At 72.3% G+C, this 25,147-nt stretch carries 13 protein-coding genes and 1 rRNA gene; 3 read left to right on the top strand and 11 right to left on the bottom strand.

The annotated features are described in order from the left end of the window. Positions 1-24: 24 nt before the first annotated feature. Positions 25-1,662, bottom strand: coding sequence for a S8 family peptidase (locus tag ABD369_RS23705; RefSeq protein ID WP_344638531.1), 1,638 nt, complete (start codon positions 1,660-1,662; stop codon positions 25-27). Between the two features lie 206 nt (positions 1,663-1,868). Here ABD369_RS23705 and ABD369_RS23700 point away from each other — a divergent pair, with 206 nt between their 5' ends. Next, complete coding sequence (locus ABD369_RS23700; RefSeq protein ID WP_344638530.1) at positions 1,869-6,596, top strand: ATP-dependent helicase; 4,728 nt, start codon at positions 1,869-1,871, stop codon at positions 6,594-6,596. A gap of 375 nt (positions 6,597-6,971) precedes the next feature. On the opposite strand, the gene ABD369_RS23695 is transcribed toward ABD369_RS23700, so the two are convergent. The 8 genes from ABD369_RS23695 to ABD369_RS23660 all read right to left on the bottom strand — a co-directional run bounded on the left by ABD369_RS23695 (position 6,972) and on the right by ABD369_RS23660 (position 19,853). Continuing rightward, positions 6,972-7,343: a helix-turn-helix domain-containing protein gene (locus ABD369_RS23695; RefSeq protein ID WP_344638529.1), complete on the bottom strand. Its 372-nt coding sequence runs from the start codon at positions 7,341-7,343 to the stop codon at positions 6,972-6,974. A 286-nt stretch (positions 7,344-7,629) separates the two neighbouring features. Beyond that, complete coding sequence (locus ABD369_RS23690) at positions 7,630-8,154, bottom strand: CinA family protein (RefSeq protein WP_425557747.1); 525 nt, start codon at positions 8,152-8,154, stop codon at positions 7,630-7,632. Beyond that, a complete protein-coding gene (gene pgsA / locus ABD369_RS23685; protein ID WP_344638528.1) occupies positions 8,151-8,789 on the bottom strand; it encodes a CDP-diacylglycerol--glycerol-3-phosphate 3-phosphatidyltransferase in 639 nt (212 codons plus the stop codon). The genes ABD369_RS23690 and pgsA overlap by 4 nt, the downstream gene beginning before the upstream one ends. After that, positions 8,786-10,270 (bottom strand): 30S ribosomal protein S12 methylthiotransferase RimO, encoded by a 1,485-nt coding sequence (rimO, locus tag ABD369_RS23680; RefSeq protein ID WP_344638527.1) that lies wholly within the window; start codon positions 10,268-10,270, stop codon positions 8,786-8,788. The genes pgsA and rimO overlap by 4 nt, the downstream gene beginning before the upstream one ends. A gap of 73 nt (positions 10,271-10,343) precedes the next feature. Then, positions 10,344-11,264 (bottom strand): helix-turn-helix domain-containing protein, encoded by a 921-nt coding sequence (locus tag ABD369_RS23675; protein WP_344638526.1) that lies wholly within the window; start codon positions 11,262-11,264, stop codon positions 10,344-10,346. Positions 11,265-11,474: 210 nt separating this feature from the next. Next, positions 11,475-14,165 (bottom strand): DNA translocase FtsK, encoded by a 2,691-nt coding sequence (locus tag ABD369_RS23670; RefSeq protein WP_344638525.1) that lies wholly within the window; start codon positions 14,163-14,165, stop codon positions 11,475-11,477. A 192-nt stretch (positions 14,166-14,357) separates the two neighbouring features. Then, positions 14,358-14,993, bottom strand: a complete 636-nt coding sequence (locus ABD369_RS23665) for a response regulator (protein WP_344638613.1) — start codon at positions 14,991-14,993, stop codon at positions 14,358-14,360. Between the two features lie 366 nt (positions 14,994-15,359). After that, positions 15,360-19,853, bottom strand: coding sequence for a HAMP domain-containing protein (locus ABD369_RS23660; RefSeq protein WP_425557751.1), 4,494 nt, complete (start codon positions 19,851-19,853; stop codon positions 15,360-15,362). A 603-nt stretch (positions 19,854-20,456) separates the two neighbouring features. On the opposite strand from ABD369_RS23660, the gene ABD369_RS23655 reads away from it, so the two are divergent. Both ABD369_RS23655 and ABD369_RS23650 read left to right on the top strand, forming a co-directional pair. Further along, a complete protein-coding gene (locus tag ABD369_RS23655; RefSeq protein ID WP_344638524.1) occupies positions 20,457-23,015 on the top strand; it encodes a SpoIIE family protein phosphatase in 2,559 nt (852 codons plus the stop codon). Positions 23,016-23,418: 403 nt separating this feature from the next. Further along, positions 23,419-23,979 carry an acetate uptake transporter gene (locus tag ABD369_RS23650; RefSeq protein WP_344638523.1) on the top strand — a complete coding sequence of 187 codons (561 nt, stop codon included), beginning with the start codon at positions 23,419-23,421 and terminating at the stop codon, positions 23,977-23,979. Positions 23,980-24,108: 129 nt separating this feature from the next. On the opposite strand, the gene ABD369_RS23645 is transcribed toward ABD369_RS23650, so the two are convergent. Together ABD369_RS23645 and rrf are read right to left on the bottom strand one after the other, a co-directional pair. Then, positions 24,109-24,981 carry a phosphatase PAP2 family protein gene (locus ABD369_RS23645; protein ID WP_344638522.1) on the bottom strand — a complete coding sequence of 291 codons (873 nt, stop codon included), beginning with the start codon at positions 24,979-24,981 and terminating at the stop codon, positions 24,109-24,111. Between the two features lie 71 nt (positions 24,982-25,052). Next, a 5S ribosomal RNA gene (gene rrf, locus ABD369_RS23640) occupies positions 25,053-25,147 on the bottom strand; the annotation flags it as partial.

The following is a 25,147-nucleotide window of genomic DNA, read 5'->3' as shown; positions in this document are numbered from 1 at the left end:
CGGCCGCCGGGCCGGCTGCGGCCCTCACCCCCTGGGCAGGGCGAGCACCCCGGCGCCGTAGTAGTCGCGCTCCGCGCAACGGCCCTGTCCGAGCGGGCAGTTGGCCGCGGCCGCCAGGATGAGCAGCGCGACGGTCCGGTCCGGTCCGAAGTCGGGGTGCTCGGCGGCCGCCACCGCGATCGCGCCGGTCACATGGGCGGCGGCCATCGAGGTGCCGGCGAGCGCGGCGTACCGGCCGCCGGGCCAGTCCGAGACGATCCCGCCGAGCGCCCCGCCGTCCGGATCGCCGCCCGGTGCGGCCAGGGTGATCCGGCCGTGGCCGTAGTTGGAGTACCCGGTCGGCATCCCGCTGCGGTCCACCGCGCCGACCGCCACCACACCGGGCAGCTCGCCGGGGAGGCGGATGCACTCGGTGCCCAGGCGCCGGTCCTCCGCGGGTCCGGAGGTCCGGTCGTTCGGGCTGCGCTGGTCGGCCCGGGCGGCGCCGAGGTCCTGCCCGTCGTTGCCGGCGGATGCCACCACCACGGCGCCCTGCCGCTGGGCGTACGCGACGGCCCGGCCGACCGCGGTGATCAGCGCGGCCTGGTCCGGGTCCTCGGGGCAGTTGTACTTCCAGGGGTCGGCGAAGTAGCTGTCGTTGATCGCTTTGGCCCCGTGGTCGGCCGCCCAGAGCAGGCCGCAGACGATGTTCTCGGTGTAGTACTGGCCGAGCGGCCCGAGCAGCCGGACGGCGGCGATCCTGACGCCCGGGGCGACCCCGGTGACGCCCTTGCCGTCCCGGGCCGCACCGATGATCCCGGCGACGTGGGTGCCGTGGCCGCTCTCGGTCACGCCCTCGTCCGGGCGCCAGGCGCCGTACCGGGGATCGGGGCGGCCGTCGGCGCAGGAGGCCGACGCCTGCGGGTCCACGGCGCTGCGCAGGTCCGGGTGGGTGTCGTCGACCCCCGAGTCCAGCACCGCCACCAGCACCCGGCGCAGTTGCTGGGCGGAGGGCAGCGGCCGGTCCGAGCCGCGGTCGAGGGCCGGGCCGCGCAGCAGGGTGGTGGCGCTCTCGGGGCCCTCGACCGCACCGATCATGGCGAGGTTCCACTCGGCGGCCTCCCGCGGGTCGGGCACGGCGGCCTCGGCGGACCCCATGGTGCCGTCGGACGCGGGTCCCGGCGTGAGGCCGTCGCACCCGGCCCGGTCACGGCAACCGTCCCCTGGCTCGGGGAACCGCGCGGCCGGCCCGCCGCGGAGCTGCCCGGTCGCCCGCGCCCCCGGGCCCAGTGCGTCGCCGCGCTGGAAGTCGCCGATGCCGGCCAACGAGCCCGGCGGACCGGGCACCGCCTCCGTCCTGGTCGCCCCGACCGCCGCCACCCCGGGCTGCCCGCGGAGCCGTCCGGCGAACCCGTCGTCGGCGTACGCGAGCACCACGCCGATCTGCGGGTACTCCTGGACCACCTGCCCGCCCGCCGCCCGGGTGAGCCCGGCGGCCCGGGTGGCTCCCCCGGCGTCCTGCCGGTCGGCGAGCACCAGGTAGCTGAGGTAGGAGCGGCCGGGCCCGGAGATGTAGGGGACGGCGCCGAGCAGCAGGGCGGTCAGCAGCATGGCCAGCAGGACGCGTGCCGGGCCGCCGGAGCGCTTCGCGGGCTTGCCACAGGCCGGACCGACCCGTTCCATCGCGCCGCCTCCGCTCCTCGGCTCCAGCGATCACCGGACTGAATCATCACAATATGAGCGGTTTATCCCAATTGACCCGTTGGACTAGGTCAGACGGTCGCCCGGCTCCGCCCCCGGCAGCACCGCCGACGGCCCGTACCGCGGCTCCGGCGGCCCGCACCGGCGGGGCCGCTCCGGTTGTCAGTGCCGGGCTGCACCATTGGGGCATGGCGCGACGCACCGGAGAGGACTCGGCTCCCGACCCGCTCGCGGGGTTCGCCCCCGCGACCAGGGCCTGGTTCACGGGTGCCTTCACCGCACCCACCACCGCCCAGTCCGAGGCCTGGGCGGCCATCCGGCGGGAGACGGACGTCCTGGTGGTCGCCCCCACCGGTTCCGGGAAGACGCTGGCGGCCTTCCTCTCCGCGCTCGACCGGCTCAGCAGCGCCCCGCCGCCCGCCGACCCCAAGCGCCGCTGCCGGGTCCTCTACATCTCGCCGCTCAAGGCCCTCGCGGTGGACGTCGAGCGCAACCTCCGCGCGCCGCTCACGGGGCTGCACCAGGCCGCGGTCCGGCTGGGCCTGCCGGAGCCGGAGGTCCAGGTGGCCATCCGCTCCGGCGACACCCCCGCCGCCGACCGCCGCCGGTTCGCGAGCCATCCGCCGGACATCCTGATCACCACCCCGGAGTCGCTGTTCCTGCTGCTCACCTCCGCTTCCCGGGAGGCGCTGCGCGGCATCGACACCGTGATCCTGGACGAGGTGCACGCCGTCGCCGGCACCAAGCGCGGCGCCCACCTCGCCCTCAGCCTGGAGCGGCTGGACGAACTGCTGGAGCGCCCGGCCCGCCGGATCGGCCTCTCCGCCACCGTCAGGCCGGTCGAGGAGGTGGCCAGGTTCCTCAGCCCGCAGCGCGGCGCCGCGATCGTCCAGCCGCCCGCCGCCAAGCGGTTCGACCTCTCGGTGGTCGTTCCGGTCGCCGATCTGGACGAGCTGCCCGCCGGCGCGGACGGCGACCCGGCCCGGCAGAGCTCGATCTGGCCGCATGTCGAGGAGCGGATCGTCGACCTGGTCCAGGCCCACCGCTCGACCATCGTCTTCGCCAACTCGCGCCGCCTCGCCGAGCGGCTCTGCAACCGGCTGAACGAGATCGCCGTCGAGCGCGCCGCCGGCACCGAGTCCGATTCGCGGGGCCGCGCCGGGGCGCCAACCGAATCGCACGCCCCGGCGCAGCTGATGGGCGAGTCCGGTGTCGCCAAGGGCGCGCCCCCGGTACTGGCCAGGGCGCACCACGGCTCGGTCTCCAAGGAGCAGCGCGCCCTGGTCGAGGAGGAGCTGAAGGCCGGTCGACTGCCGGCGGTGGTGGCCACCTCCAGCCTGGAGCTGGGCATCGACATGGGCGCGGTGGAGCTGGTGGTCCAGGTCGAGTCACCGCCTTCGGTCGCCTCCGGCCTGCAGCGGGTCGGCCGGGCGGGCCACCAGGTCGGGGCCGTCTCCACCGGCGTGGTCTTCCCCAAGTACCGGGGCGACTTGGTGCAGTCGGCGGTGGTGACGGAGCGGATGCGCGCCGGGCGGATCGAGGCGCTGCGCATCCCGCGCAACCCACTGGACGTGCTGGCGCAGCAGTTGGTCGCCATCACCGCCCTGGACACCTGGGACGTGGACGAGTTGCTCGCCCTGGTCCGCCGGGCCGCGCCCTTCGCCACCCTGCCGCAGTCCGCCTTCGACGGCGTGCTGGACATGCTCGCCGGCCGCTATCCCTCCGACGCCTTCGCCGAGTTGCGGCCCCGTCTGGTGTGGGACCGGGTCGCCGGCACGGTCACCGGCCGACCCGGTGCCCAGCGCCTCGCCGTCACCTCCGGCGGCACCATCCCCGACCGCGGCCTGTTCGGCGTCTTCATCGCCGGCACCGACCCGAAGAAGGGTGGCGGCGGGCGACGGGTGGGCGAGCTGGACGAGGAGATGGTGTACGAATCCCGGGTCGGCGATGTCTTCACCCTGGGCACCACCTCCTGGCGGATCGAGGAGATCACCCACGACAAGGTGCTGGTCACTCCGGCCCCCGGCATCCCCGGGCGGCTCCCGTTCTGGAAGGGCGACGCCCTCGGTCGTCCGCTCGAACTCGGCCGCGCGGTAGGCGCGTTCGTCCGCGAGCTGGGCTCGCTGACACCCGAGGAGGCCACCACCCGCCTCAAGGCGGCCGGTCTCGACGACTGGGCGGCCGGCAATCTGCTCACCTACCTTGCCGAGCAGCGCGCCGCCTGCGGCCACCTGCCGGACGACCGCACCATCGTGGTCGAGCGATTCCGCGACGAGCTCGGCGACTGGCGGATCGTCATCCACTCCCCCTTCGGCGCTCAGGTGCACGCTCCCTGGGCGCTGGCCCTCGGTGCCCGCCTGCGCGAGAAGCACGGCCTGGACCCGCAGGTGATGCACGCCGACGACGGCATCGTGCTCCGCCTGCCGGACGCCGACCTGCTCGACTTCCCGTCCGAGGGGCCCGTTTCGGACGAGGCTCCGGTCGGCGCCGACGCCGCGCTCTTCGAGGCCGAGGAGATCGAACAGCTGGTCACCGACCAGGTCGGCGGCTCCGCACTGTTCGCCTCGCGCTTCCGCGAGTGCGCCGGGCGCGCGCTACTGCTCCCCCGGCGCAGCCCCGGCAAGCGCACGCCCCTGTGGCAGCAGCGACAGCGCGCCTCCCAACTCCTTGAGGTGGCTGCCGAGTACGGCTCCTTCCCGATCGTGCTGGAGGCCGTCCGCGAATGTCTCCAGGACGTGTTCGACGTCCCGGGTCTGGTCGAGTTGATGCGCGATCTGGAGTCGCGCGCCGTACGCCTGGTGGAGGTCACCACCCCTGAACCCTCCCCCTTCGCCCGCTCCCTGCTCTTCGGCTACGTCGCCCAGTTCCTGTACGAGGGCGACTCCCCGCTCGCCGAGCGCCGCGCCGCCGCCCTCTCGCTGGACTCCCGGCTGCTGTCCGAGCTGCTCGGCCAGGCCGAGCTCCGTGAACTGCTGGACCCGGACGTGCTCGCCGAGTTGGAGGCCGAGCTCCAACGCCTCACCCCCGACCGGCGGATCAAGGACATGGAGGGCGTCGCCGACGCGCTCCGCCTGCTCGGCCCGCTCAGTGAGGCCGAGTTGACGGCACGCGGCGCCGAGCCGATCTGGGCACTGGAGCTGGAGGCCGCCCGCCGCGCCATCCGGGTCCGGATCGGCGGCGAACCGCGCTGGGCGGCGGTCGAGGACGCCGGACGGCTCCGCGACGCCCTCGGCACCCCGCTGCCGGTCGGCGTTCCGGAGGCCTTCACCGAGCCGGTGAAGGACCCGCTGGGCGATCTGCTCGCGCGGTACGCCCGTACCCATGGGCCGTTCACGGCGGCTGAGGCTGCCTCACGGTTCGGCCTGGGCGCGGCCGTGGTCACCGGCGCCCTGCACCGGCTCACTGCCGCCGGCCGCCTGGTCCAGGGCGAGTTCCGCCCGCCCGTCGCCCCCCACCACCCGTCCTGGGAGGCGCTTCACGCCGCCCCCCGTGAGGGCCACACCGCCACCGCCGAGTGGTGCGACAGCGAGGTGCTGCGCAGGCTGCGCCGCCGCTCGCTGGCCGCGCTGCGCCAGGAGGTCGAGCCGGTCCCGCCGCGCACGCTGGCCGCCTTCCTGCCCCAGTGGCAGCACCTGGCCGGCCACCGGCTGCGCGGTCTCGACGGCCTGCTGCGCGTGGTCGAACAGCTCCAGGGCTCCGCGCTGCCCGCCTCCGCCGTGGAGAAGCTGATCCTGCCGGCCCGGCTGTCCGGCTACACCCCGGGAATGCTGGACGAGCTGATGGCGGCCGGTGAGGTCGGCTGGTCCGGCGCGGGCGCGCTGGCCGGCAAGGACGGCTGGATCAGCCTGCATCTGCCAGAGTCCGCCCACCTGCTCCGCCCCGAGCCGGTGCCGCCCGCGCTGACACCCGTGCACACCGCCCTGCTGGACGCCCTGGCCGGCGGATACGGCCTGTTCTTCCGCCAGCTCGCCGACCGGGTGCCGGACACACCCGCCGCGGAACTCACCGAAGCCCTCTGGGACTTGGTCTGGGCCGGGTACGTCACCAACGACACCCTGGCCCCGTTGCGGGCCCTGCTCGGCTCCGGCCGCACCGCCGGCGCCACCGCGCACCGCACGCCCCGCGCCACCCCACGCGGCCGCTACGGCGGGGCCGGGCGCGGCTTCGGCCGCCCGACGAGCGCACTGCGCTCCGGCCCGCCGACGGCGGCCGGGCGCTGGTCGCTGCTGCCCGTGTTCACCGAGGACGCTACGGTCCGGGCCGCCGCACAGGCCCAGAGCCTGCTCGACCGGCACGGTGTGCTCACCCGGGGCACGGTCGCCGCCGAGCGCGTTCCGGGCGGCTTCGCGGGGGTGTACCGGGTGCTCGCCGCCTTCGAGGAGCGCGGCCGGGCCCGGCGGGGCTACTTCGTGGAGGGCCTCGGCGGCGCCCAGTTCGCCATGGACGGCGCGGCCGACCGGCTGCGCTCGGTCAACGGCCGGCTGGAGCGGGCCGCCGCCACCGGGTGGCCGGGCAGCGGCACCGGAGTCGAGCCGCCCCAGGTCCTGGTGCTGGCGGCGGCCGATCCGGCCAACGCCTACGGCGCCGCACTGCCCTGGCCGGAGCCGCCGACCCCGTCGGGTGGCAAGGCGACCGCCGCCGCACACCGCCCCGGCCGCAAGGCGGGTGCCCTGGTGGTGCTGATAGACGGCGAGCTGGTGCTGTACGTCGAGCGCGGCGGGAAGTCCCTGCTGGCCTGGCAGCCGCTGCCGGCGGCGGTCGAGGCGCTGGCCGATGCGGTCCGGCAGGGCGCCCTGGGCGGCAGCGTCACCATCGAGCGTGCCAACGGCGAGCCGGCGCTCACCTCCGACCTGGGCCGCCTCCTGGAGCAGACCGGCTTCCACCCCACCCCGCGCGGCCTGCGTCTGCGGTCCTGAGCGGTCCTGGCTTCCCCTGGGAACCGGACGCGCTAGCCGTCGAACGGCGGCGCCGGTTCCGCCTCGGGCGGTTCACCCGTACGGTGTTGTGACCCGGTCAGCGGACGGCGGTTGCTGTGCACCGGTACGAGTCCGATGCCCCACCCGCCCAGCGCCAGTGCCCCGAGCACCGCATCACCGCTCGGCAGCCCGTGGGCCGACAGGACTGCCAAGCCCGCCGCGGTCGATGGCACGGCCAGGCCCCAACACCGGTCGAGTTCTATTCGCCCAGGGGCGGGAACGAATCGTCGTGCGGCGGCACAGGCCGCCCGGACCATCCGCATCGCCGGCCTCCTTCACTCGTCCCCCGCTTGACGCGGGGAGGGCGAGGTCCGGTCAGGCCGCCACCACGTCCACGGCCGCAGCCTTGGGCGAGATACCGCTCATCCGGTCGACGCCGGGAGCGGGCAGCGGAACCGGTTCGAGTACCGGCCTCAGCAGTTCACCATCCGAGAGGGTGGCCATTGCCGCAAGTTCGGCGAGCGACAGCTCGTCGCTGACCTCGCGCATGACCTCGGACATCCGGACATCAAGCGCGTCGCAGATGGCGGAGAGCAGTTCGGAGGACGCCTCCTTCTGCCCCCGCTCGACCTCGGAGAGGTACCCGAGCGAAACCCTGGCGGCCGCCGACACCTCGCGGAGTGTGCGGCCCTGGCGCTGGCGCTGCCGACGCAGCACATCGCCCAGTAGGCGACGGAGCAGGATCATCGGTGCCTCCCTCCTCGGACTGCGGATCGAGATGTCACGCCCCCACCGTACCGCCTTGTCCGCATCGCGTGCGGGGACCCTGGTCGTGTTCACTGTGGGCTGCAAGGCTGTCCCCTCCCCTGTTTGTTCCCCGGCCGGACCGTCCACGCGCCCGCTCTGGACCCGCAGCCGAGGCCACGCGACTTCCCGGCTACCTGGTTTCTGCCCAACCAGGCCATCTGGTGTAACACGATCCTCCAGCCCTGACAGCCAGTTCAGTACCGGTTCAGGAAAACTGCCGGCAATCTCAGCGCGACGGGGATTCGGCCGCTATGTGGTCGCTGAGCAACTCCAGCGCGGCGGTCACCGCAGTGGCACGGATTCTGTCACGTGCTCCCGACAGCCGGGGCGAGACGACGAAGGTTCCCTCCGGCCCGGCCAGCGCCACGTGTACCGTACCGACCTCCCGGCCGTCCTGCGGCTCGGGTCCGGCCACTCCGGTGGTGGCCAGTCCGTAGGTGGCGCCCAGCAGTCTGCGGACGCCGTCGGCCATCTGCCGGGCCACCACGGGGTGCACCGGGCCGTGGACGGCCAGCAGGCCCTCGTCCACCCCGAGCACGGACGCCTTCAGGTCGGTGGCGTAAGCGGTGACCGAGCCGCGGAAGGTCCTGGAGGCGCCGGGGACGTCCACCAGGGCCGCCGCCAGCAGGCCACCGGTCAGCGACTCCGCGACGGCCAGTGTGGCACCGCGCCCGCGCAGTGCGGCATGCACCTGCTCGGCCAGTCCGTGGTCCGGTGCCGCCGCGCGGTCCGCCGGGGTGGTGTCGTTCACTGCTCGGCCCGCTCCTTGGCCATGCCGGCACGGCGCAGCCGGATCGCCTGTCCGATGTAGTCCAGCCCGGTACCGACGGTGAGCGCCACGGCGAGGCCCATCAGCACGGCCCGCCCGGTGGCCAGCCAGCCGGTGAGCACCAGCACGTACATGCCGACCGCGATGCCCTGGGTGAGGGTCTTCAGCTTGCCGCCCCGGCTGGCCGGGATGACGCCGTAGCGGATCACCCAGAAGCGCAGCAGGGTGATGCCGAGCTCGCGGGCCAGGATGACCACGGTGATCCACCAGGCGAGGTCGCCGAGGACGGAGAGGCCGACCAGCGCGGAGCCCATGATCGCCTTGTCGGCGATCGGGTCGGCGATCTTCCCGAAGTCGGTCACCAGGCCCTTGCGGCGGGCCAGTTCCCCGTCGAACAGGTCGGTGATCATCGCGATGGCGAACGAGGCCCAGGCGACCGAGCGCCACTTGGGATCATGGCCGCCGGCCGCGAAGAGCAGCGCCACGAACACCGGCACCAGCAGCAGCCGGACCATCGTCAGGACGTTGGCGATGTTCCAGAGGCCCGGCTGCGGCGGCAGCGCCGCCCCCGGGCGGCCCGGGTGCGGCGCTGCTGGGGCGCCCGGCCCCTGGGTCATGCCTCGGCCCCGGCGTTGTCCGCGCTGTCCGCACTGGCCGTGTTGGCCGGAATCAGCTCCGCGACGAGGTCGACGCCCTCGGTGCCAACCACGACGGCGCGGTGGAACTCGCCGACCTTGGCGTGCTCGGCGCCCAGCAGGGTGGTCAGGCCGTCCGTCTCGGGAGCCTGGTGGGCCGCCCGGCCCTCGACCACGCCGTCCTCGACCGACTCGACCAGCACCGTGACCTCGGTGCCGATCCGCTGCTCGGCGCGCTGCGCGGTCATCTCCTCGGCGAGCCGGGACAGCTTGGCCAGCCGCTCGGCGATCACGTCCTCGGGCAGCTTGCCGTCGTAGGTCGCCGCCTCGGTGCCGTCCTCGTCGGAGTAGCCGAAGACGCCGATCGCGTCCAGCCCGGCGTGCGTGATGAAGCGTTCCAGCTCGGCGAAGTCCTCCTCGGTCTCACCGGGGAAGCCGACGATGAAGTTGGAGCGGGCGCCGGCCTGCGGGGCCTTGTCCCTGATGGTCTTCAGCAGCTCCAGGAACTGGTCGGTGTTCCCGAAGCGGCGCATCCGGCGCAGCACCGCCGGGGCGGAGTGCTGGAAGGAAAGGTCGAAGTACGGGACGACGCCGGAGGTCGAGGTCATCGCGTCGATCAGGCCGGGCCGCATCTCGGCGGGCTGCAGGTAGCTGACCCGGACCCGCTCGATGCCCTCGATGGCGGCGATCTCGGTCAGCAGCGTCTCCAGCAGGCGGATGTCGCCCAGGTCCTTGCCGTACGAGGTGTTGTTCTCGCTGACCAGTACCACCTCGCGCACCCCCTGCCCGGCCAGCCAGGCGGCCTCGTTCAGCACGTCGGAGGGGCGGCGGGAGATGAAGGAGCCGCGGAAGGCGGGGATGGCGCAGAACGAGCAGCGGCGGTCGCAGCCGGAGGCCAGCTTGATCGAGGCCACCGGGCTGTCGTCCAGCCGCTTGCGCAGCGTGCGCGGGCCGGAGGCGGGGGCGACGCCCTCCGGGAGGTCCTCGGGGGCGCCGTGGCCCGGCAGCGCGACCTCCGCGGCGGCCGCCTGGCGCTCGACCGGGGTCAGCGGGAGCAGCTTGCGGCGGTCGCGCGGGATGTGGGGGGCGTGGTGGCCGCCGGAGAGGATGGTCTGCAGGCGGTCGGAGATGTCGGCGTAGTCGTCGAAGCCCAGCACGCCGTCCGCCTCGGGCAGCGCGTCGGCGAGCTCCTTGCCGTATCGCTCGGCCATGCAGCCGACCGCGACGACGGCCTGGGTACGACCGTGGTTTTTGAGGTCGTTGGCCTCCAGCAGGGCGTCCACGGAGTCCTTCTTGGCAGCCTCGACGAACCCGCAGGTGTTGACGACGGCGACGTCGGCTTCGGAGGCGTCGTCGACGAGCTGCCAGCCGTCGGCCTCCAGTCGCCCGGCGAGTTCCTCGGAGTCCACCTCGTTGCGGGCGCATCCGAGCGTGACAAGGGCGACTGTACGGCGTTCAGGCATAGGGCCAAGATTAACGCGCGACTTCCGGTGCCGTTCGCCCCGGAGGCCGCGCGCCCGGAATGTACGGGTCCGCTCAGCCCGTCTGCGGGTCTCCCGGGGTGTACGTGAGGTGCACCACCTGGCCGTCGGCGCCCGCCGGGCCGAGGTCCTTGCCGTTGACGTACACGTGTACGGCGGCCGCGTTGCCGATCACCAGCTTGATCTGCTTGGGGTCGGTGAAGGTCTGGTCGGTGCCCTGGTCCAGGTTGTTCTGGAAGAGCGACTTACCGTTGCTGTCGGTGGCCGAAACCCAGCTGGTGTCCTTCTCCGCGACCAGTTTGACGGTGACCTTGTCGGCCGGGGCGGCAGCGATCGCGCCAGGGCTCGATGCCGCGGCGCTCGACGCGGCGCTCCCCGTGGTGGCGGACGGCCGGCCGGACCGTGGCGCGGTCGAGGCGGCGGCGGACCGCGGGGTGTCGGCCGAGCCGGCCGTGGAACGGCTCGGCTTGCCGGCGAACAGGTTGAAGCCGATCAGCGCGACCACCACGACGATCGCAACCGTCATCGCGGCCGTCCAGTTCGGGCGCCGGTGGTCGGCGACCTTGATCGGCCCGGTGTCCAGCAGCTGGCGCGGGCGCTGCAGCCCCGGCGGTCCGCCGTGCGCGGCGTCGTACCTGGCGACCAGCGGCTCGGCGTCGACACCGACCGCCCGGGCGATCGACCTGATGTGGCCGCGGGCGTAGAAGTCTCCGCCGCAGCGGCTGAAGTCGTCGTCCTCGATGGCGCGCACGATCGGCACCCGGACCCGGGTACCGGAACTCACCTGATCGACCGTCATCCCGGCGGCCAGCCGGGCCGCAGCGAGTACCCGGCCGATGCTCCCCGCTTCGGCGGCGGGCCCGGCGGACGGCAGCTGCTCCGGAACGGCCCCCGAGGGGGTGGCGGAGGACCGGCGACTGGCGCGGCGGAGGGACTTGCCGATGGTCACTGGAGAGCGCCTTTCGACGTTGGCCATCTGCTGAGAAGACAGTTTAGGGGCGGGGGCGGAGCCTTTCTCAAGCGGAGCGGACCCCGACGCGCCCCCTGTTGCTGGTGGGCGCTGACCCGCGGTCAACCGGGCGGGCACACCGGCTCCCCTTCCCGGTGGACGTCCCGGGCCGAGTCGGTGGTTCCACGTCTACCGGGCCTCACCCGCTTCCTCCGAACGAGTGAGGCCCCGCTGCCGTCAGCCGCGGATGGTGAGCAGGACGGCGTCCAGTTCGTCCGGTTTGACGAGCACGTCGCGGGCCTTGGAACCCTCGCTCGGCCCGACGATGTCGCGCGACTCCATGAGGTCCATCAACCGCCCGGCCTTGGCGAAGCCGACCCGCAGCTTGCGCTGGAGCATCGAGGTCGAGCCGAACTGGGTGGAGACCACCAGCTCGACGGCCTGGATCAGCAGCTCCAGATCGTCGCCGATCTCCTCGTCGATCTCCTTCTTCGACCCGCCGCCGACCATGACGTCGTCCCGGTAGGTCGCGGCCAGCTGGTCCTTGCAGTGCTGGACCACCTTGGCGATCTCGGCCTCGGTGACGAAGGCCCCCTGCATCCGGACCGGCTTTCCGGCGCCCATCGGCAGGAAGAGCGCGTCGCCCTTGCCGATCAGCTTCTCGGCGCCCGGCTGGTCCAGGATGACCCGGGAGTCGGCCATCGCCGAGGTGGCGAAGGCCAGCCGGCTCGGGACGTTGGCCTTGATCAGACCGGTGACCACGTCCACCGAGGGCCGCTGGGTGGCCAGCACCAGGTGGATTCCGGCCGCCCGGGCCAGCTGGGTGATCCGGACCACCGAGTCCTCGACGTCGCGCGGGGCGACCATCATCAGGTCGGCCAGCTCGTCCACGATCACCAGCAGGTACGGGTACGGCTTCAGCTCGCGCTCACTGCCCAGCGGCGGGGTGACCTTGCCCGCCCGGATCGCCGCGTTGAAGTCGTCCACGTGCCGGAAGCCGAAGGCCGCCAGATCGTCGTAGCGCTGGTCCATCTCGCGCACCACCCACTGGAGGGCCTCGGCGGCCTTCTTGGGGTTGGTGATGATCGGCGTGATCAGGTGCGGGATGCCCTCGTACGCCGTCAGCTCGACCCGCTTGGGGTCGACCAGCACCATCTTGACCTCGTCCGGGGTGGCGCGGACCAGCACGGAGGTGATCAGGCAGTTGATGCAGGAGGACTTGCCCGCACCGGTCGCACCGGCCACCAGGATGTGCGGCATCTTGGCGAGGTTGGCCGTCACGGTCTGACCCTCGACGTCCTTGCCCATCCCGACCACCATCGGGTGCGGGTCCTCGACGGCGCTGCGCGAGCGCAGCAGGTCGCCGAGGTTGACCATCTCCCGGTCCCGGTTGGGGATCTCCACCCCGACCGCCGACTTGCCGGGGATCGGGCTGATGATCCGCACGTCCGGACTGGCCACCGCGTAGGCGATGTTCTTGGCCAGCGCGGTGATCCGCTCGACCTTCACGGCGGGGCCGAGCTCGACCTCGTAGCGGGTCACCGTCGGGCCGCGGGTGAAGCCGGTCACCCTGGCGTCCACCTTGAACTCCGCGAAGACGCCGCTGAGCTGGGCCACCACCTCGTCGTTGAGGGCGCTGCGGGCCTTGGCGGGCGCGCCGTGCTCCAGCAGGTCCGGCGGTGGCAGCTGGTACGCGCCGCCGCCGGGCAGTTGGAGCTGTTCCATCCGGACCGGGTCCGCCCCGTGCTTGGACAGGTCGACCCGGTCGGCGGTGCGGGCGGCCGGGACCGCGGGCTCCTCCGGCGGAGCGGTGCGGTCCTGGACCTGGTGCATGATTCCGGCCACCGCGGGCGAGGCGGGCACCCCGTGCGCCAGGGCGCTGCCCAACTCGGCGGCGACCCCCGCAGCGATGTCCCGGGTCGCGTACGGGTCCGGAGTGAACGCGTCGTCGGCGGCCGCCTGTTCGGCCTCGTCCGCCTTCTTGCGCCGGCGCCGCCGCCGGGCCGCCACCTCGTCCTCGGGGGCGTCCTCGTTCCCGACGGTGAACGGCAGCGCGTCCGGGTCCGCGTCCTCGGGCGGCTCGGTGGAGTACTCGTGCCCGTACTCCTGGTCGTACTCGGCGTACGGCGACTCGACGATGCCCAGGCGCTCCCCGAACAGGCGCAGCCGCTCGGGGATCCGGTTGACGGGGGTGGCGGTGACCACCAGCAGGCCGAAGAAGGCGAGCAGCAACAGCAGCGGCACCGCGAGCGGCGGTCCGGCGGCGGCCATCATCGGCGTCGACACCGCCCAGCCGAGGATGCCCCCGGCCAGCCGTATCCGGGTCGCACCGGAGGACATCCCGGGTGCGCCGCAGCCGATGTGCACCAGGCCGAGGACGCCCACGATCAGCGCACTCAGCCCGATCGCGACCCGGCCGTTGGCCTCCGGCACCCCCGGGTGGCGCATCAGACGGACCGCCAGGACTGCGAGCAGCAGGGGCATCAGTACATCGAGTCGGCCGAACAGCCCCGACACCACGTCGGTGGCCGCCTCGCCCAGCCAGCCCTGCGGGCTGAACCAGGTACCCACCGCCGTGACCAGGGACAGCGCGAGCAGTAGCAGCGCCATCCCGTCCTTGCGGTGGTCGGGGTGGAGGTTCCTGGCGCCGTCGCCGAAGCCCCGGAAGACCGCGCCGATGCTGTGCGCCATTCCCAGCCAGACCGCCCGGACGGCCCGGAAGAGTATCGGCCGCGGCGGCGGCGATGCCGCGACCCTGGCGGCGGGCTTGGCCGCGGTCCGCTTCGCGGGGGCGCGCTTGGCCGCCGGCTTGGCGGCGGTGGGCTTCTTCGCAACAGCCTTCTTCGCGGCGGGCTTGGCGGTGGAGGCCTGCTTGGCCGGCCCGGGTTTCGAGTTGCGTGCGGCACTGCCGGGCGTACGTGTGGCCATGAGTCAGCAGCCTACCGGGGGCCGCTCATGGTGCACATGTGACCGATCGCCACGTGTCGCCGACGCCCCGTCAGGCGAGGATCCGGTGACAGCCGGCCGGGCACCAGCCCCGGCCGGCGCGCCGACTCGCCAGGCTCCGAGAGGTCACGCTCCACTGTCGTCTTTGAGGGGCGCACGCGGGGCGCGCGAAGCTCAGTTCGCGCCCGGTCGCAAGGCTTCGAGCGCCTGGCGCAGACTGGAGAGCTTGCGCTCCAGATGCGCGGCCGTGACTGCCGCGCCCGCCTCGCTGGACCCCGCCAGCTGCTTGGTGAGCGCCTCCGCCTGCTCCTCCACCGAGGCCAGCCGGGCGGACAGCTCGCCGAGCAGCACACTGCCGATCGCCGGCTGCTCCTCCGCCTCCAACTGCAGCCGCAGCAACGCCGCCTGCTCCTTGAGCTGGCAGTTCTTGGTGTAGAGATCCACGAAGACGGAGACCTTGGCGCGCAGCACCCACGGGTCGAAGGGCTTGGAGATGTAGTCCACCGCACCGGCCGCGTAGCCCCGGAAGGTGTGGTGCGGGCCGTGGTTGATCGCGGTCAGGAAGATGATCGGGATGTCCCTGGTCCGCTCCCGGCGCTTGATGTGGGCGGCCGTCTCGAAGCCGTCCATCCCGGGCATCTGCACGTCCAGCAGGATCACCGCGAAGTCGTCGGTGAGCAGCGCCTTCAGCGCCTCCTCGCCGGACGCGGCGCGCACCAGGGTCTGGTCCAGCGCGGAGAGGATCGCCTCCAGCGCGAGCAGGTTCTCCGGCCGGTCGTCGACCAGGAGGATCTTCGCCTTCTGCACCAGGACCCGCCCTCCTGCCGGTTGTTTTCCGAGGGAAGGCACCCGCGTGCCGCCCACCACTGCCCCGGTCATGCTAGCCGCACCCCCTCGCCCGCCACATCGCTGTGCGCAAATGCGGCCCGCAGACTTCGTGGAGACACTCCGAACCGCGACCGACCCGAGACCGCGCCTTGTCACCATCCGGTCACCGTTCGCAACGATGGGTGACCTTACCCGGTTCCCGGCTCGGCCCGCCAGCCCAGCCGGAAACCCGGATTCCCCATATTTTTCGGTTCCACTCGCCTCCGGGAGCGCTGCGCCGCGCCCTTCCCTCACACGCATGGTCAGACGCGCCCGGCGCGCGTTCCGGATTGCCAGCGCCGTTGGCGACTACTTGCCGGTCAGCCACTGGCGCATGACCGCCAACAGGTGATCGGTCTCGACCGGCTTGGTGACGTGGTCGTTGGCCCCGGCCTCCAGGCTCTTCTCCTTGTCCCCCTTCATCGCCTTGGCGGTCAGCGCGATGATCGGCAGGCCGGAGAACTGGGGCATCCGGCGGATCGCCTCGGTGGTCGCGTAGCCGTCCATCTCCGGCATCATGATGTCCATCAGGACCAGCGCCACGTCCTCGTGCTGCTCCAGCACCTCCAGGCCGGCCCGCCCGTTCTCGGCGTACAGCACCGTCAGCCCGTACTGCTCCAGCACGCTGGTCAGCGCGAAGACGTTCCGGACGTCGTCGTCCACGATCAGGACCCGCTGGCCGTCGAAGCGGCCCTGGAACTGCTCTACGCCGTTCTGCCGCGCGACCGGCTCTCCGCCGAGGCCGCCGGCCTGCTCCTCGGCCGCCCGCCGCCGCTCGGCCTCGCCCCGGCGGCGCTCCTGCGCCAGCTCGCGCACCTCCTGTGCCCAGTGCTCCGCCGGGTTCTCGCCCACCGGCACCGGAGTCCCGGCCGGGGTCACCGCGATGCTGGCCCTGACCTGCGGCGACGGCAGGCGCTCCAGTGTGACCGCCGAGCCGGGGGCCTCGCTGCGCAGCGGCATGTAGAGGGTGAAGGTCGAGCCCTGTCCCAGCTCGCTCTCGGCGTGGATCTCACCGCCGAGCAGCCTGGCGATCTCCCGGCTGATGGAGAGTCCGAGGCCGGTGCCGCCGTACTTGCGGCTGGTGCCGCCGTCGGCCTGCTTGAATGCCTCGAAGATCTCCCGCAGCTTGTTGTCCGGGATGCCGATACCGGTGTCGGAGACCGAGAAGGCGATCAGCGGCTCGTCGGGGTCGGTGATCGACCCGCTCTCCAGCAGCTGCTCCCGGATGTGCTGCGGGGCGCCGCCCGCCCGGCGGATCCGCAGTTCGACCGCGCCGGACTCGGTGAACTTGAAGGCGTTGGAGAGCAGGTTGCGCAGCACCTGCTGGAGCCGCTGCTCGTCGGTGTGCAGGGTGACCGGGAGGTCCGGGGAGACCACCACCGCGAAGTCCAGGCTCTTGCCCACGGTGAGCGGGCGGAAGGCGGCCTCGACGTAGTCGACCAGCTGGACCAGCGCGATCTTGGCCGGGCGGACGTCCATCTTGCCCGCCTCGACCTTGGAGAGGTCGAGGATGTCATTGATCAGCTGGAGCAGGTCGGAGCCCGCGCCGTGGATGGTCTCGGCGAACTCGACCTGCTTGCTGGAGAGGTTGCCCTCGTTGTTGTCGGAGAGCAGCTTGGCCAGGATCAGCAGCGAGTTGAGCGGGGTGCGCAGCTCGTGCGACATGTTGGCGAGGAACTCGCTCTTGTAGCGCGAGGCGAGCGCGAGCTGTTCGGCGCGCTCCTCCAGGACCTGCCTGGCCTCCTCGATCTCGCCGTTCTTGATCTCGATGTCGCGGTTCTGCTGGGCGAGTTGCTCGGCCTTCTCCTGCAACTCCTCGTTGGTGCGCTCCAGCTCCTCCTGGCGGGCTTCCAACTCGGCGGAGCGCATCGAGAGTTCGGCGGTGAGCCGCTGGGACTCCAGCAGCAGGCCCTCGGTCTTGGTGTTGACGCTGATGGTGTTGACGGTGACGCCGATCAGGTCGGCGATCTGGTTGAGGAAGTCCAGCGCGACGGTGGTGAAGGAGCTGAAGGTGGCCAGCTCGATCACACCGAGCAGCCGGCCCTCGAACATCACCGGGAGCACCACCACATGGGCCGGGCTGGCCTCGCCGAGGCCGGAGGCGATCTTCAGGTAGCCGGGCGGGGTCTCCTTGAGGATGATCGAGCGCTTCTCCACCGCCACCTGGCCGACCAGCCCCTCACCGGGCCGGAAGGTGGTCGGCATCGCCCGGCGCTGGTAGCCGTAACTGCCGATCAGGCGCAGCACGGTGTCGTTCTCGTCGTCGTCCTCGGTGATCAGTTCGGCGGTGCGCCCGGCCGGCTGGGCGAGGAAGAAGGCGCCGTGCTGGGCGGAGACCACCGGGGTCAACTCGTTCATGATCAGCGATGCCACGGCCTCCAGGTCCCGGCGGCCCTGCAGCAGGCCGGAGATCCGGGCGAGGTTGGTCTTGAGCCAGTCCTGCTCCTGGTTGGTGCGGGTGGTGTCGCGCAGGTTGGCGATCATCTGGTTGATGTTGTCCTTGAGCTCCTCGATCTCGCCGGACGCGTCGACGTCGACCTTCAGGCTCAGGTCGCCCCTGGTCACGGCGGTGGCCACCTGGGCGATCGCCCGCACCTGGCGGGTCAGGTTGTTGGCGAGCTCGTTCACCGACTCGGTGAGGTCCTGCCAGGTGCCGTCCACCCCGGGGACCCGGGCCTGGCCGCCGAGCCGGCCGTCGGTACCCACCTCGCGGGCGACCCGGGTGACCTCGTCGGCGAAGGCGCCGAGCTGGTCGACCATCGTGTTGATGCTGGTCTTGAGCCCCAGGATCTCGCCCCGGGCGTCCACGTCGATCTTCTGCGAGAGGTCGCCGCGGGCCACCGCGGTGATGACCAGGGCGATGTTCCGCACCTGCCCGGTCAGGTTGTTGGCCATCTGGTTGACGTTGTCGGTCAGGTCCTTCCAGATGCCGGCGACGCCGGGGACGCTGGCCTGGCCGCCCAGGATGCCGTCGGTGCCCACCTCGCGCGCCACCCGCGTCACCTCGACCGCGAACGAGGACAGCTGGTCCACCATGGTGTTCAAGGTGCCCGCCAGGGCCGCGACTTCGCCCTGCGCCTCGATGGTGATCTTCTTGGAGAGGTCACCCCGGGCGACCGCCGAGGCGACCTCGGCGATGTTGCGGACCTGACTGGTCAGGTTGGACGCCATGAAGTTGACGTTGTCGGTCAGGTCCCGCCAGATACCGGAGACCCCGCTCACTCGGGCCTGACCGCCGAGGATGCCCTCGGTACCGACCTCGCGGGCCACCCGGGTGACCTCGTCCGCGAACGCCGACAGCTGGTCCACCATCGTGTTCACGGTCATCACCAGCTCACGGATCTCGCCGCGCGCGTCGACGGTGATCTTCTTGGAGACGTCGCCGCGGGCCACCGCTGTGGTCACCTCTGCGATGTTCCGCACCTGACTGGTCAGGTTGGACGCCATGAAGTTGACGCTGTTGGTCAGGTCCTTCCAGGTACCGGACACCCCCGGCACACTCGCCTGACCGCCGAGGATGCCCTCGGTGCCGACGTCCCTGGCGACTCTGGTCACCTCGTCGGCGAACGCACCGAGCTGGTCGACCATGGTGTTGATGGTGTTCTTCAACTCCAGGATCTCACCCCGGGCGTCCACCTGGATCTTCTGCGACAGGTCGCCCTTGGCCACCGCCGTGGTCACCTGCGCGATGTTGCGCACCTGGTTGGTCAGGTTGTTGGCCATCGAGTTGACGTTCTCGGTGAGGTCCTTCCAGACCCCCGCGACGCCCGGCACCTGCGCCTGGCCACCGAGGATGCCCTCGGTCCCCACCGCGCGCGCCACCCTGGTCACCTGCTCGGCGAAGCCGGAGAGCTGGTCGACCATGGTGTTGATGGTGTTCTTCAACTCCAGGATCTCGCCCCGGGCATCGACCTCGATCTTGCGCGAGAGGTCGCCCTTGGCCACCGCCGTGGTCACCTCGGCGATGTTGCGCACCTGCGCGGTCAGGTTGTTGGCCATGAAGTTCACCGAGTCGGTGAGATCACGCCACACCCCGGCGACGCCCGGCACCTGCGCCTGCCCGCCGAGCCGGCCCTCGGTGCCCACGTCCCTGGCCACCCTGGTGACCTGAGCGGCGAAGGAGTTGAGCTGGTCCACCATCGTGTTGACGGTGTTCTTCAGCGCCAGCATCTCGCCGGCCACGTCCACCGTGACCTTGTGCGAGAGGTCGCCCTTGGCCACCGCCGTGGTCACCTCGGCGATGTTGCGCACCTGCGCGGTCAGCCGGCCGGCCATGGTGTTGACCGAGTCGGCCAGGTCCTTCCAACTGCCCGACATACCGCGCACCCTGGCCTGGCCGCCGAGCTTGCCCTCGGTACCCACCTCGAGGGCGACCCTGGTCACCTCGTCGGTGAACTCCGAGAGCTGGTCCACCAGTCCGTTGACCGTCCGGCCGACCTTGAGGAACTCCCCGCGCAGCGGGTAGCTCACCCCGTTCATATGGACCGAGCGCAACTCCATCCGCTGGTCCAGGTCGCCCTCGGCGATCGAGGAGAGCACCCGGCCCACCTCGGCCATCGGCCGCGCCAGGTCGTCGATCAGCGCGTTGCAGTTGTCGACCGCCGCCATCCAGGCGCCCTCGCCGACCCCGCTCTCCAGCCGCTCGGACAGCCGTCCCTCCCGGCCCACCGCCCGGCGGACCCGGGCCAGTTCACCGGTCAGGTGCTGGTTGCGCTCGGCGACCTCGTTGAACACCGCCGCGATCTCGGCCAGCGGCCCGTCCCCCGGAACGGTGAGCCGGCGGCGGAAGTTGCCGTCCCGCATCGCCGTCAGCGCCGCCAGCAGCTTGCGCAGATCCGCGGGCTCGGCTCCCCGGTTGTGACTCGGACGCCGCCCCTGGCTGCCGCGTGCCTGCGCGGCCCGGCCACCGCGCGCGGTCGCCGGAGTCGTACCGGGTACGTCCTTGGTGGCCGAACTCAACGGGCCCTCCCACGTCGTGACTGTTCAAGTCCGATCGGGAACGGGCACCGGCCCGCCCCCGAACATCGCCCCGGCCGCTGCGGACAGCCGCCGGCACACCCCACCGACCGTACTGCGTCGCCGCATGCGGCGGACCCCCCAGTCTGGCAGCACCGGCGCTCCGTGTCCGGCCCGTTGCACAGGGTCTCCACCAGTGCCGGACAAACTGGTGGCCAGAATCACCTTCTCGTGGCTGTTTCGGTGCCCCGGGCCCACGGGGTACCAAGCGGAAAGTAGGGTGGAGCGCTGCACCTGGCCATGGGCGCTCCCCGCCGCCGCTCCGACACCCGCCGCCAGGTCGGCCGGGCCGGGAGGGGGTTCCCGGCCGGCACCAACGGGAAGTCTCTCCCGGCCGGTGCCAACGGGCCGGAGCAGAGCCGTCGAGCGACCTGATGGGAGAAGTGGCACGTGGTCACCGCGCGCGCATCCGCCACCTTCGAACCGGTCGGCCGCTCGGCCGCCGCCGCGCGCGGCTTCGTCCGCGACGCCCTGCTCGGCTGGGGGCTCCCCGAGGTCGTCGACGACGCCGTCGTCCTGGTCAGCGAACTCGTCACCAACGCCGTGGTGCACGCCGGTACCGCCGCCGAGGTCGCCTGCCTGCGCGAGGAGGACTCGGTACGGATCGAGGTGACCGACCGCCACCCCGAACGCGGCCTGCCGTCCTTCGCCAACGTCCCCGCCACCTCCTCCGACCGCTACGCCGACCCGGACGGCGAGGGCGGCCGCGGCCTGCTGATGTGCTCCGCGCTCTCCAGCCGCTGGGGCGTCGAGTACGCGGCCGGACAGAAGACCGTCTGGTTCCGGCTGCCGCTGCCCGAACACGTCACCGGCACCCGCTACGCCCTGCCCAGCCTCCCCGGCGGCGAACTCCCCGACGCCGAGGCCCCGGTGCGGGTCGCCGTCGTGCAGGTGGACGACCACGGCCTGGTCCGCGCCTGGAACCCGGACGCCGAGGCGCTCTTCCAGCACCCCGCGGACCGGGTCGTCGGCCGCCCCTGGAGCGAGCTGGCCGTCTGGCCGCAGAGCGCCGGGATCGGCCTCGGCCTCGCCGAGACCCTCCGGCTGGCCCGCTGGGAGGGCGGCTTCGGGCTGCGCCACGCGGACGGCGGGGTCACCGAGGTGTACGGCCTCCAGGTCCGGGTCCGCGACACCCACGGCACCCCGTCCACCCTCTGCCTGCTGGTCCGTGAGATCGACCGCGGTGTGCTGCGCTCCCCCAGCACCGCCGTCGAGACCCCGTCGGCCATCGAACCGCTGGACCTGCTGGTCGGCCCGATCGACCAGCACGACCTCGGCGGCCTGCTCCAGCGCGTCGTCGAACGCGCCCGCGACCTGCTCGACGCCGACGCCGCGTACCTGATGCTCACCAGTGACGACGAGACCGAGTTCGAGGTCCGCGCGGCCACCGGGCTCAGCCCGCTGGGACGCCAGAGCGGCCCGATCCCGGTCGCGGCCGGCACCGGCCGCGGCTTCGACTCCGCCCGGCTGCCCGCCGTGCACGAGGACCTCTCGGTGCGGCCCGGCTCGGCACCACTGCTCAGCGGCACCGGCCTGCGCTCGCTGATCACCGTCCCACTCAAGGTCGAGGGCCGCCTCACCGGCTCGCTCGGCGTGGCCGCCGCCACCCCCGGGCGCTACGACAACGAGGACGCGCTGCGCCTCCAGTTCGCCGCCGACCGGATCGCCCTCGCGCTGGAGAGCGCCCGGCTCACCGAGCTCGAACGCCTGCGCAGGGGCTCGCTCTCCTTCCTGGTCGAGGCCTCCGACCTGCTCGCCGGCACCCTTGAGCACCAGCAGACCCTCGCCCTGATGGCCCAGATGTCCGTCCCCACCCTGGCCGCCTGGTGCGCCGTCTACACCACCGCCGACCAGAACGGCGGCGCCGACCTCGCCTTCGTGCTGCACGAGGACGAGGACCGGATCGACCCGCTGCGCGCCCTGCTCGACAAGACCCCTGCCCCCGAGACCGAGCCCGCACCCGGCGCCCGGTTCTGGAAGGGCCCGTTGGAGACCGCCCGCGCCGCCGGCCTGGCCGACAGCCCCGAACTGGCCGGACTGCTCGGCGAGACCGTGGTCCTGCCGCTCGCCGCCCGCAACCGGGTGATCGGCCTGCTGGTCCTCGGTGTCGGCACCGGTGTCCGGTTCCGCCAGGAAATGCTCGAACTCGCCGAGGACCTCTCCCGCCGAGCCGCCCTCGCCCTCGACAACTCCCGCCTCTACTCCGAGCGCACCGCCACCAGCCAGGCCTTCCAACGCGCCCTGCTGCCGCCCGACCTGCCCAAGGTTCCAGGCGTCGAGGTGGAGGTCTTCTACCAGGCCGCCGGCGAGGGCAACGAGGTCGGCGGCGACTTCTACGACATCTTCCAGATCCGCCCCGGCACCTACGGCTTCGCCATCGGCGACGTCTGCGGCACCGGCCCCGAGGCCGCCTCGGTCACCGGCCTGGCCCGCCACTCGCTGCGCCTCCTCGCCCGCGAAGGCCTGGACGCACCGCAGGTCCTCGCCCGGCTCAACGCGGCCATCCTCGACGAAGGCACCCGCAGCCGCTTCCTCACCCTGCTGTACGGGGAGTTGACGCCCCGACCGGACGGCAGCACCGCGCTGTCCCTGGTCTGCGCGGGCCACCCGCTGCCGCTGCGCCTACGCACCGACGGACAGGTCGAACCGGCCGCCTCACCGCAGCCACTGCTCGGCGTGCTGGACGAACTGGAGCTGGAGGCCGAGGAGTTGGTGCTTCATCCCGGCGAGGTACTGCTCTGCGTCACCGACGGTGTCACCGAACGCCGCGAAGGCTCACGGATGTTGGGCGACGACGGGCTCGCCCAGGTCCTCAGCGGCTGCACCGGGCTCACCGCCGGAGCCGTCGCGGCACGCGTCCAGCGGGCGGTGGAACGCTTCGCGCCCGAGCCGCCCTCGGACGACATGGCGATCCTCACCCTCCGGGTGCCCGGCCCGCGGGTCGACTGAGCCGACGCGGCATCCGCCCGCTCCCCCTGGGCGACCGATAGTCGTTACCGTCCGAAGCGCACCGGTGCACAAATCGTAACATTCACAAGGGTGCAAGCGGTCCGGAGGCGGGTACACCGGATACGCCGGGGAATTCCCCGCAGCGGACATCGACCACCAGACCGCCTCCGGCTCCACCGGCCGGACGCGCCGGTTCCCCACTCAGCCGCAGCCGCCGCACGCCTCTCCACGCGTCCCGAGCCGTATGCCCGGTGCGTCCGCGCCCAGTACCACGTTCCCGACACCTCGTGTCCCGGTGCCCCGCGCCCCGCATCCGCAGCCGTCCCCCTCCTGACGTGTGCGCCCAGCAACCCCCGTCCGTCCTCATGCCGCCACCTTGCGCACAGAGTGAAAGGAGCCTCCGGTGAGCACTGAAGCTACCGGGGCGAACGCCCGACCCGCAGCCGCCGACGCGGGTCCCCTCGGATACCTGGCCCTCGGACTCACCCTTCTCGGATACGGCCTACTCGCCACCGGCGTCCTCAGCGGCGCCGGGGTCAAGGACGCCGTCGCCCTCGCCCACCTGGTCGGTGGGGTCACGCTCTTCATCGCCGGACTCTGGCAGCTCCGCAGCTCAGAGACCTTCACCGGCACCGCCTTCACCAGCCTCGGCGCCTTCTGGGCCACCTGGTCCGTGGCCGCCGGGACCGGCAAGCACGCCGCCGGGCTCTTCCTGCTGCTGTGGGCCCTGCTCGCCTTCACCCTCACGGTCGCCGGCTGGGCCTCCGGGCGCTTCAGCCGCCTGCTCTACGGCCTGCTGACGGTCGCCCTGCTACTCACCGCCATCGCCACCCTCGGCGGCAGCAGCGGGCTCGCCAAGGCAGCCGGCTGGATCGCCGCCCTCGCCGGGGTGGTCGCCTGGTACTGGGCCACCGCCACCCTCACCAACAGCCTCTGGGGCCGCACCGCCCTGCCGGTGAAGTAACCGGCAGGCGTCCGCGCCGCCGACGGCCGGGAGGGGTGGGCCGGTGCTCTCCGGAGAGCACCGGCCCACCCCTCCCGGCCGTGCGCTCCGACTCCCGCAGCCCAGGGCCTGGCGTTCTGGAGCTGGTGCTCAGGACCTGCTCACGGACGACCGCTCCTCGGGCCGGTCTTCCGGCTGCACGGCGGCGGGTGTCGGCCCTTCGGAATCCGCCCGCCAGCCGCTGACGGCGTACTGCACCAGGTACACCACCAACAGCAGCACCACCGCTACCAGCCCGTCCGCCCAGAAGTGGTTCGCCGTCACCACCACGACGAAGACCGTGACCAGCGGATGCAGCACCACCAGCCACCGCCACGGACGACGCGCGACCCGTACGACGGCCACCGCCACGATCACGCACCACGCCACATGGACCGAGGGCATCGCGGACAGCTGATCCGGCACCACCCCGCCCACCCTGCCGCCGTACACCGACTGCCCGTACTGCGCCGCCAGGTCCGCGAACCCGCTCTCCGGCAGCATGCGGGGCGGGGCAACCGGGATGAACTGGATCAGCAGACAGGCCGCCGTGGTCAGCACCACCGTGGTCCGCACCCAGTGGTAGCGGTCCCGGTGCCGCAGAAAGAGCCAGAGCAGCAGCACCAGCATCACACCGAAGTGCATGGTCGCGTAGTAGTAGTTGGCTCCTGTGACCAGCCAGGAATACGGCTCGACCGCACGCTGCCAGGCCGCCTCGTCCGGGAACCCCAGCCCAAGCTCCGTCCGGTGGATCCACTCCGCCCGGTCCAGCGCATGATCCGTGCTCAACACCGAGAGATGGCCGACCAGTTGCCAGAGTGCGAAGAGCCCCAGCAGAATGCCGGCCTCCCGCAGTAGCGCGGCCGTACCACCGGCACGTGTGGCCGCTCCGGAACGAGTGGCGCGCTTGACCGCATACGCCGCTCCGAGCAGGACCACCGACGCACCGCCGGCGGTCTGCCACGTAAGGGTCAGGTTCTGCATTCGCAGAGATTAACGCAGAAATGCAGAAAGCCCCTCCCGTTTCCGGGAGGGGCTTTCTGTCATCAAAATTTGTTCGGCGGCGTCCTACTCTCCCACAGGGTCCCCCCTGCAGTACCATCGGCGCTGTGAGGCTTAGCTTCCGGGTTCGGAATGTAACCGGGCGTTT

Origin of the sequence: Kitasatospora cystarginea (assembly GCF_039533515.1) — a bacterium.
In the GTDB taxonomy this organism is placed as follows: domain Bacteria; phylum Actinomycetota; class Actinomycetes; order Streptomycetales; family Streptomycetaceae; genus Kitasatospora; species Kitasatospora cystarginea.
The sequence above is the reverse complement of the archived record's forward strand: the minus strand, read 5'-3'. Positions and strand labels throughout refer to the sequence as shown.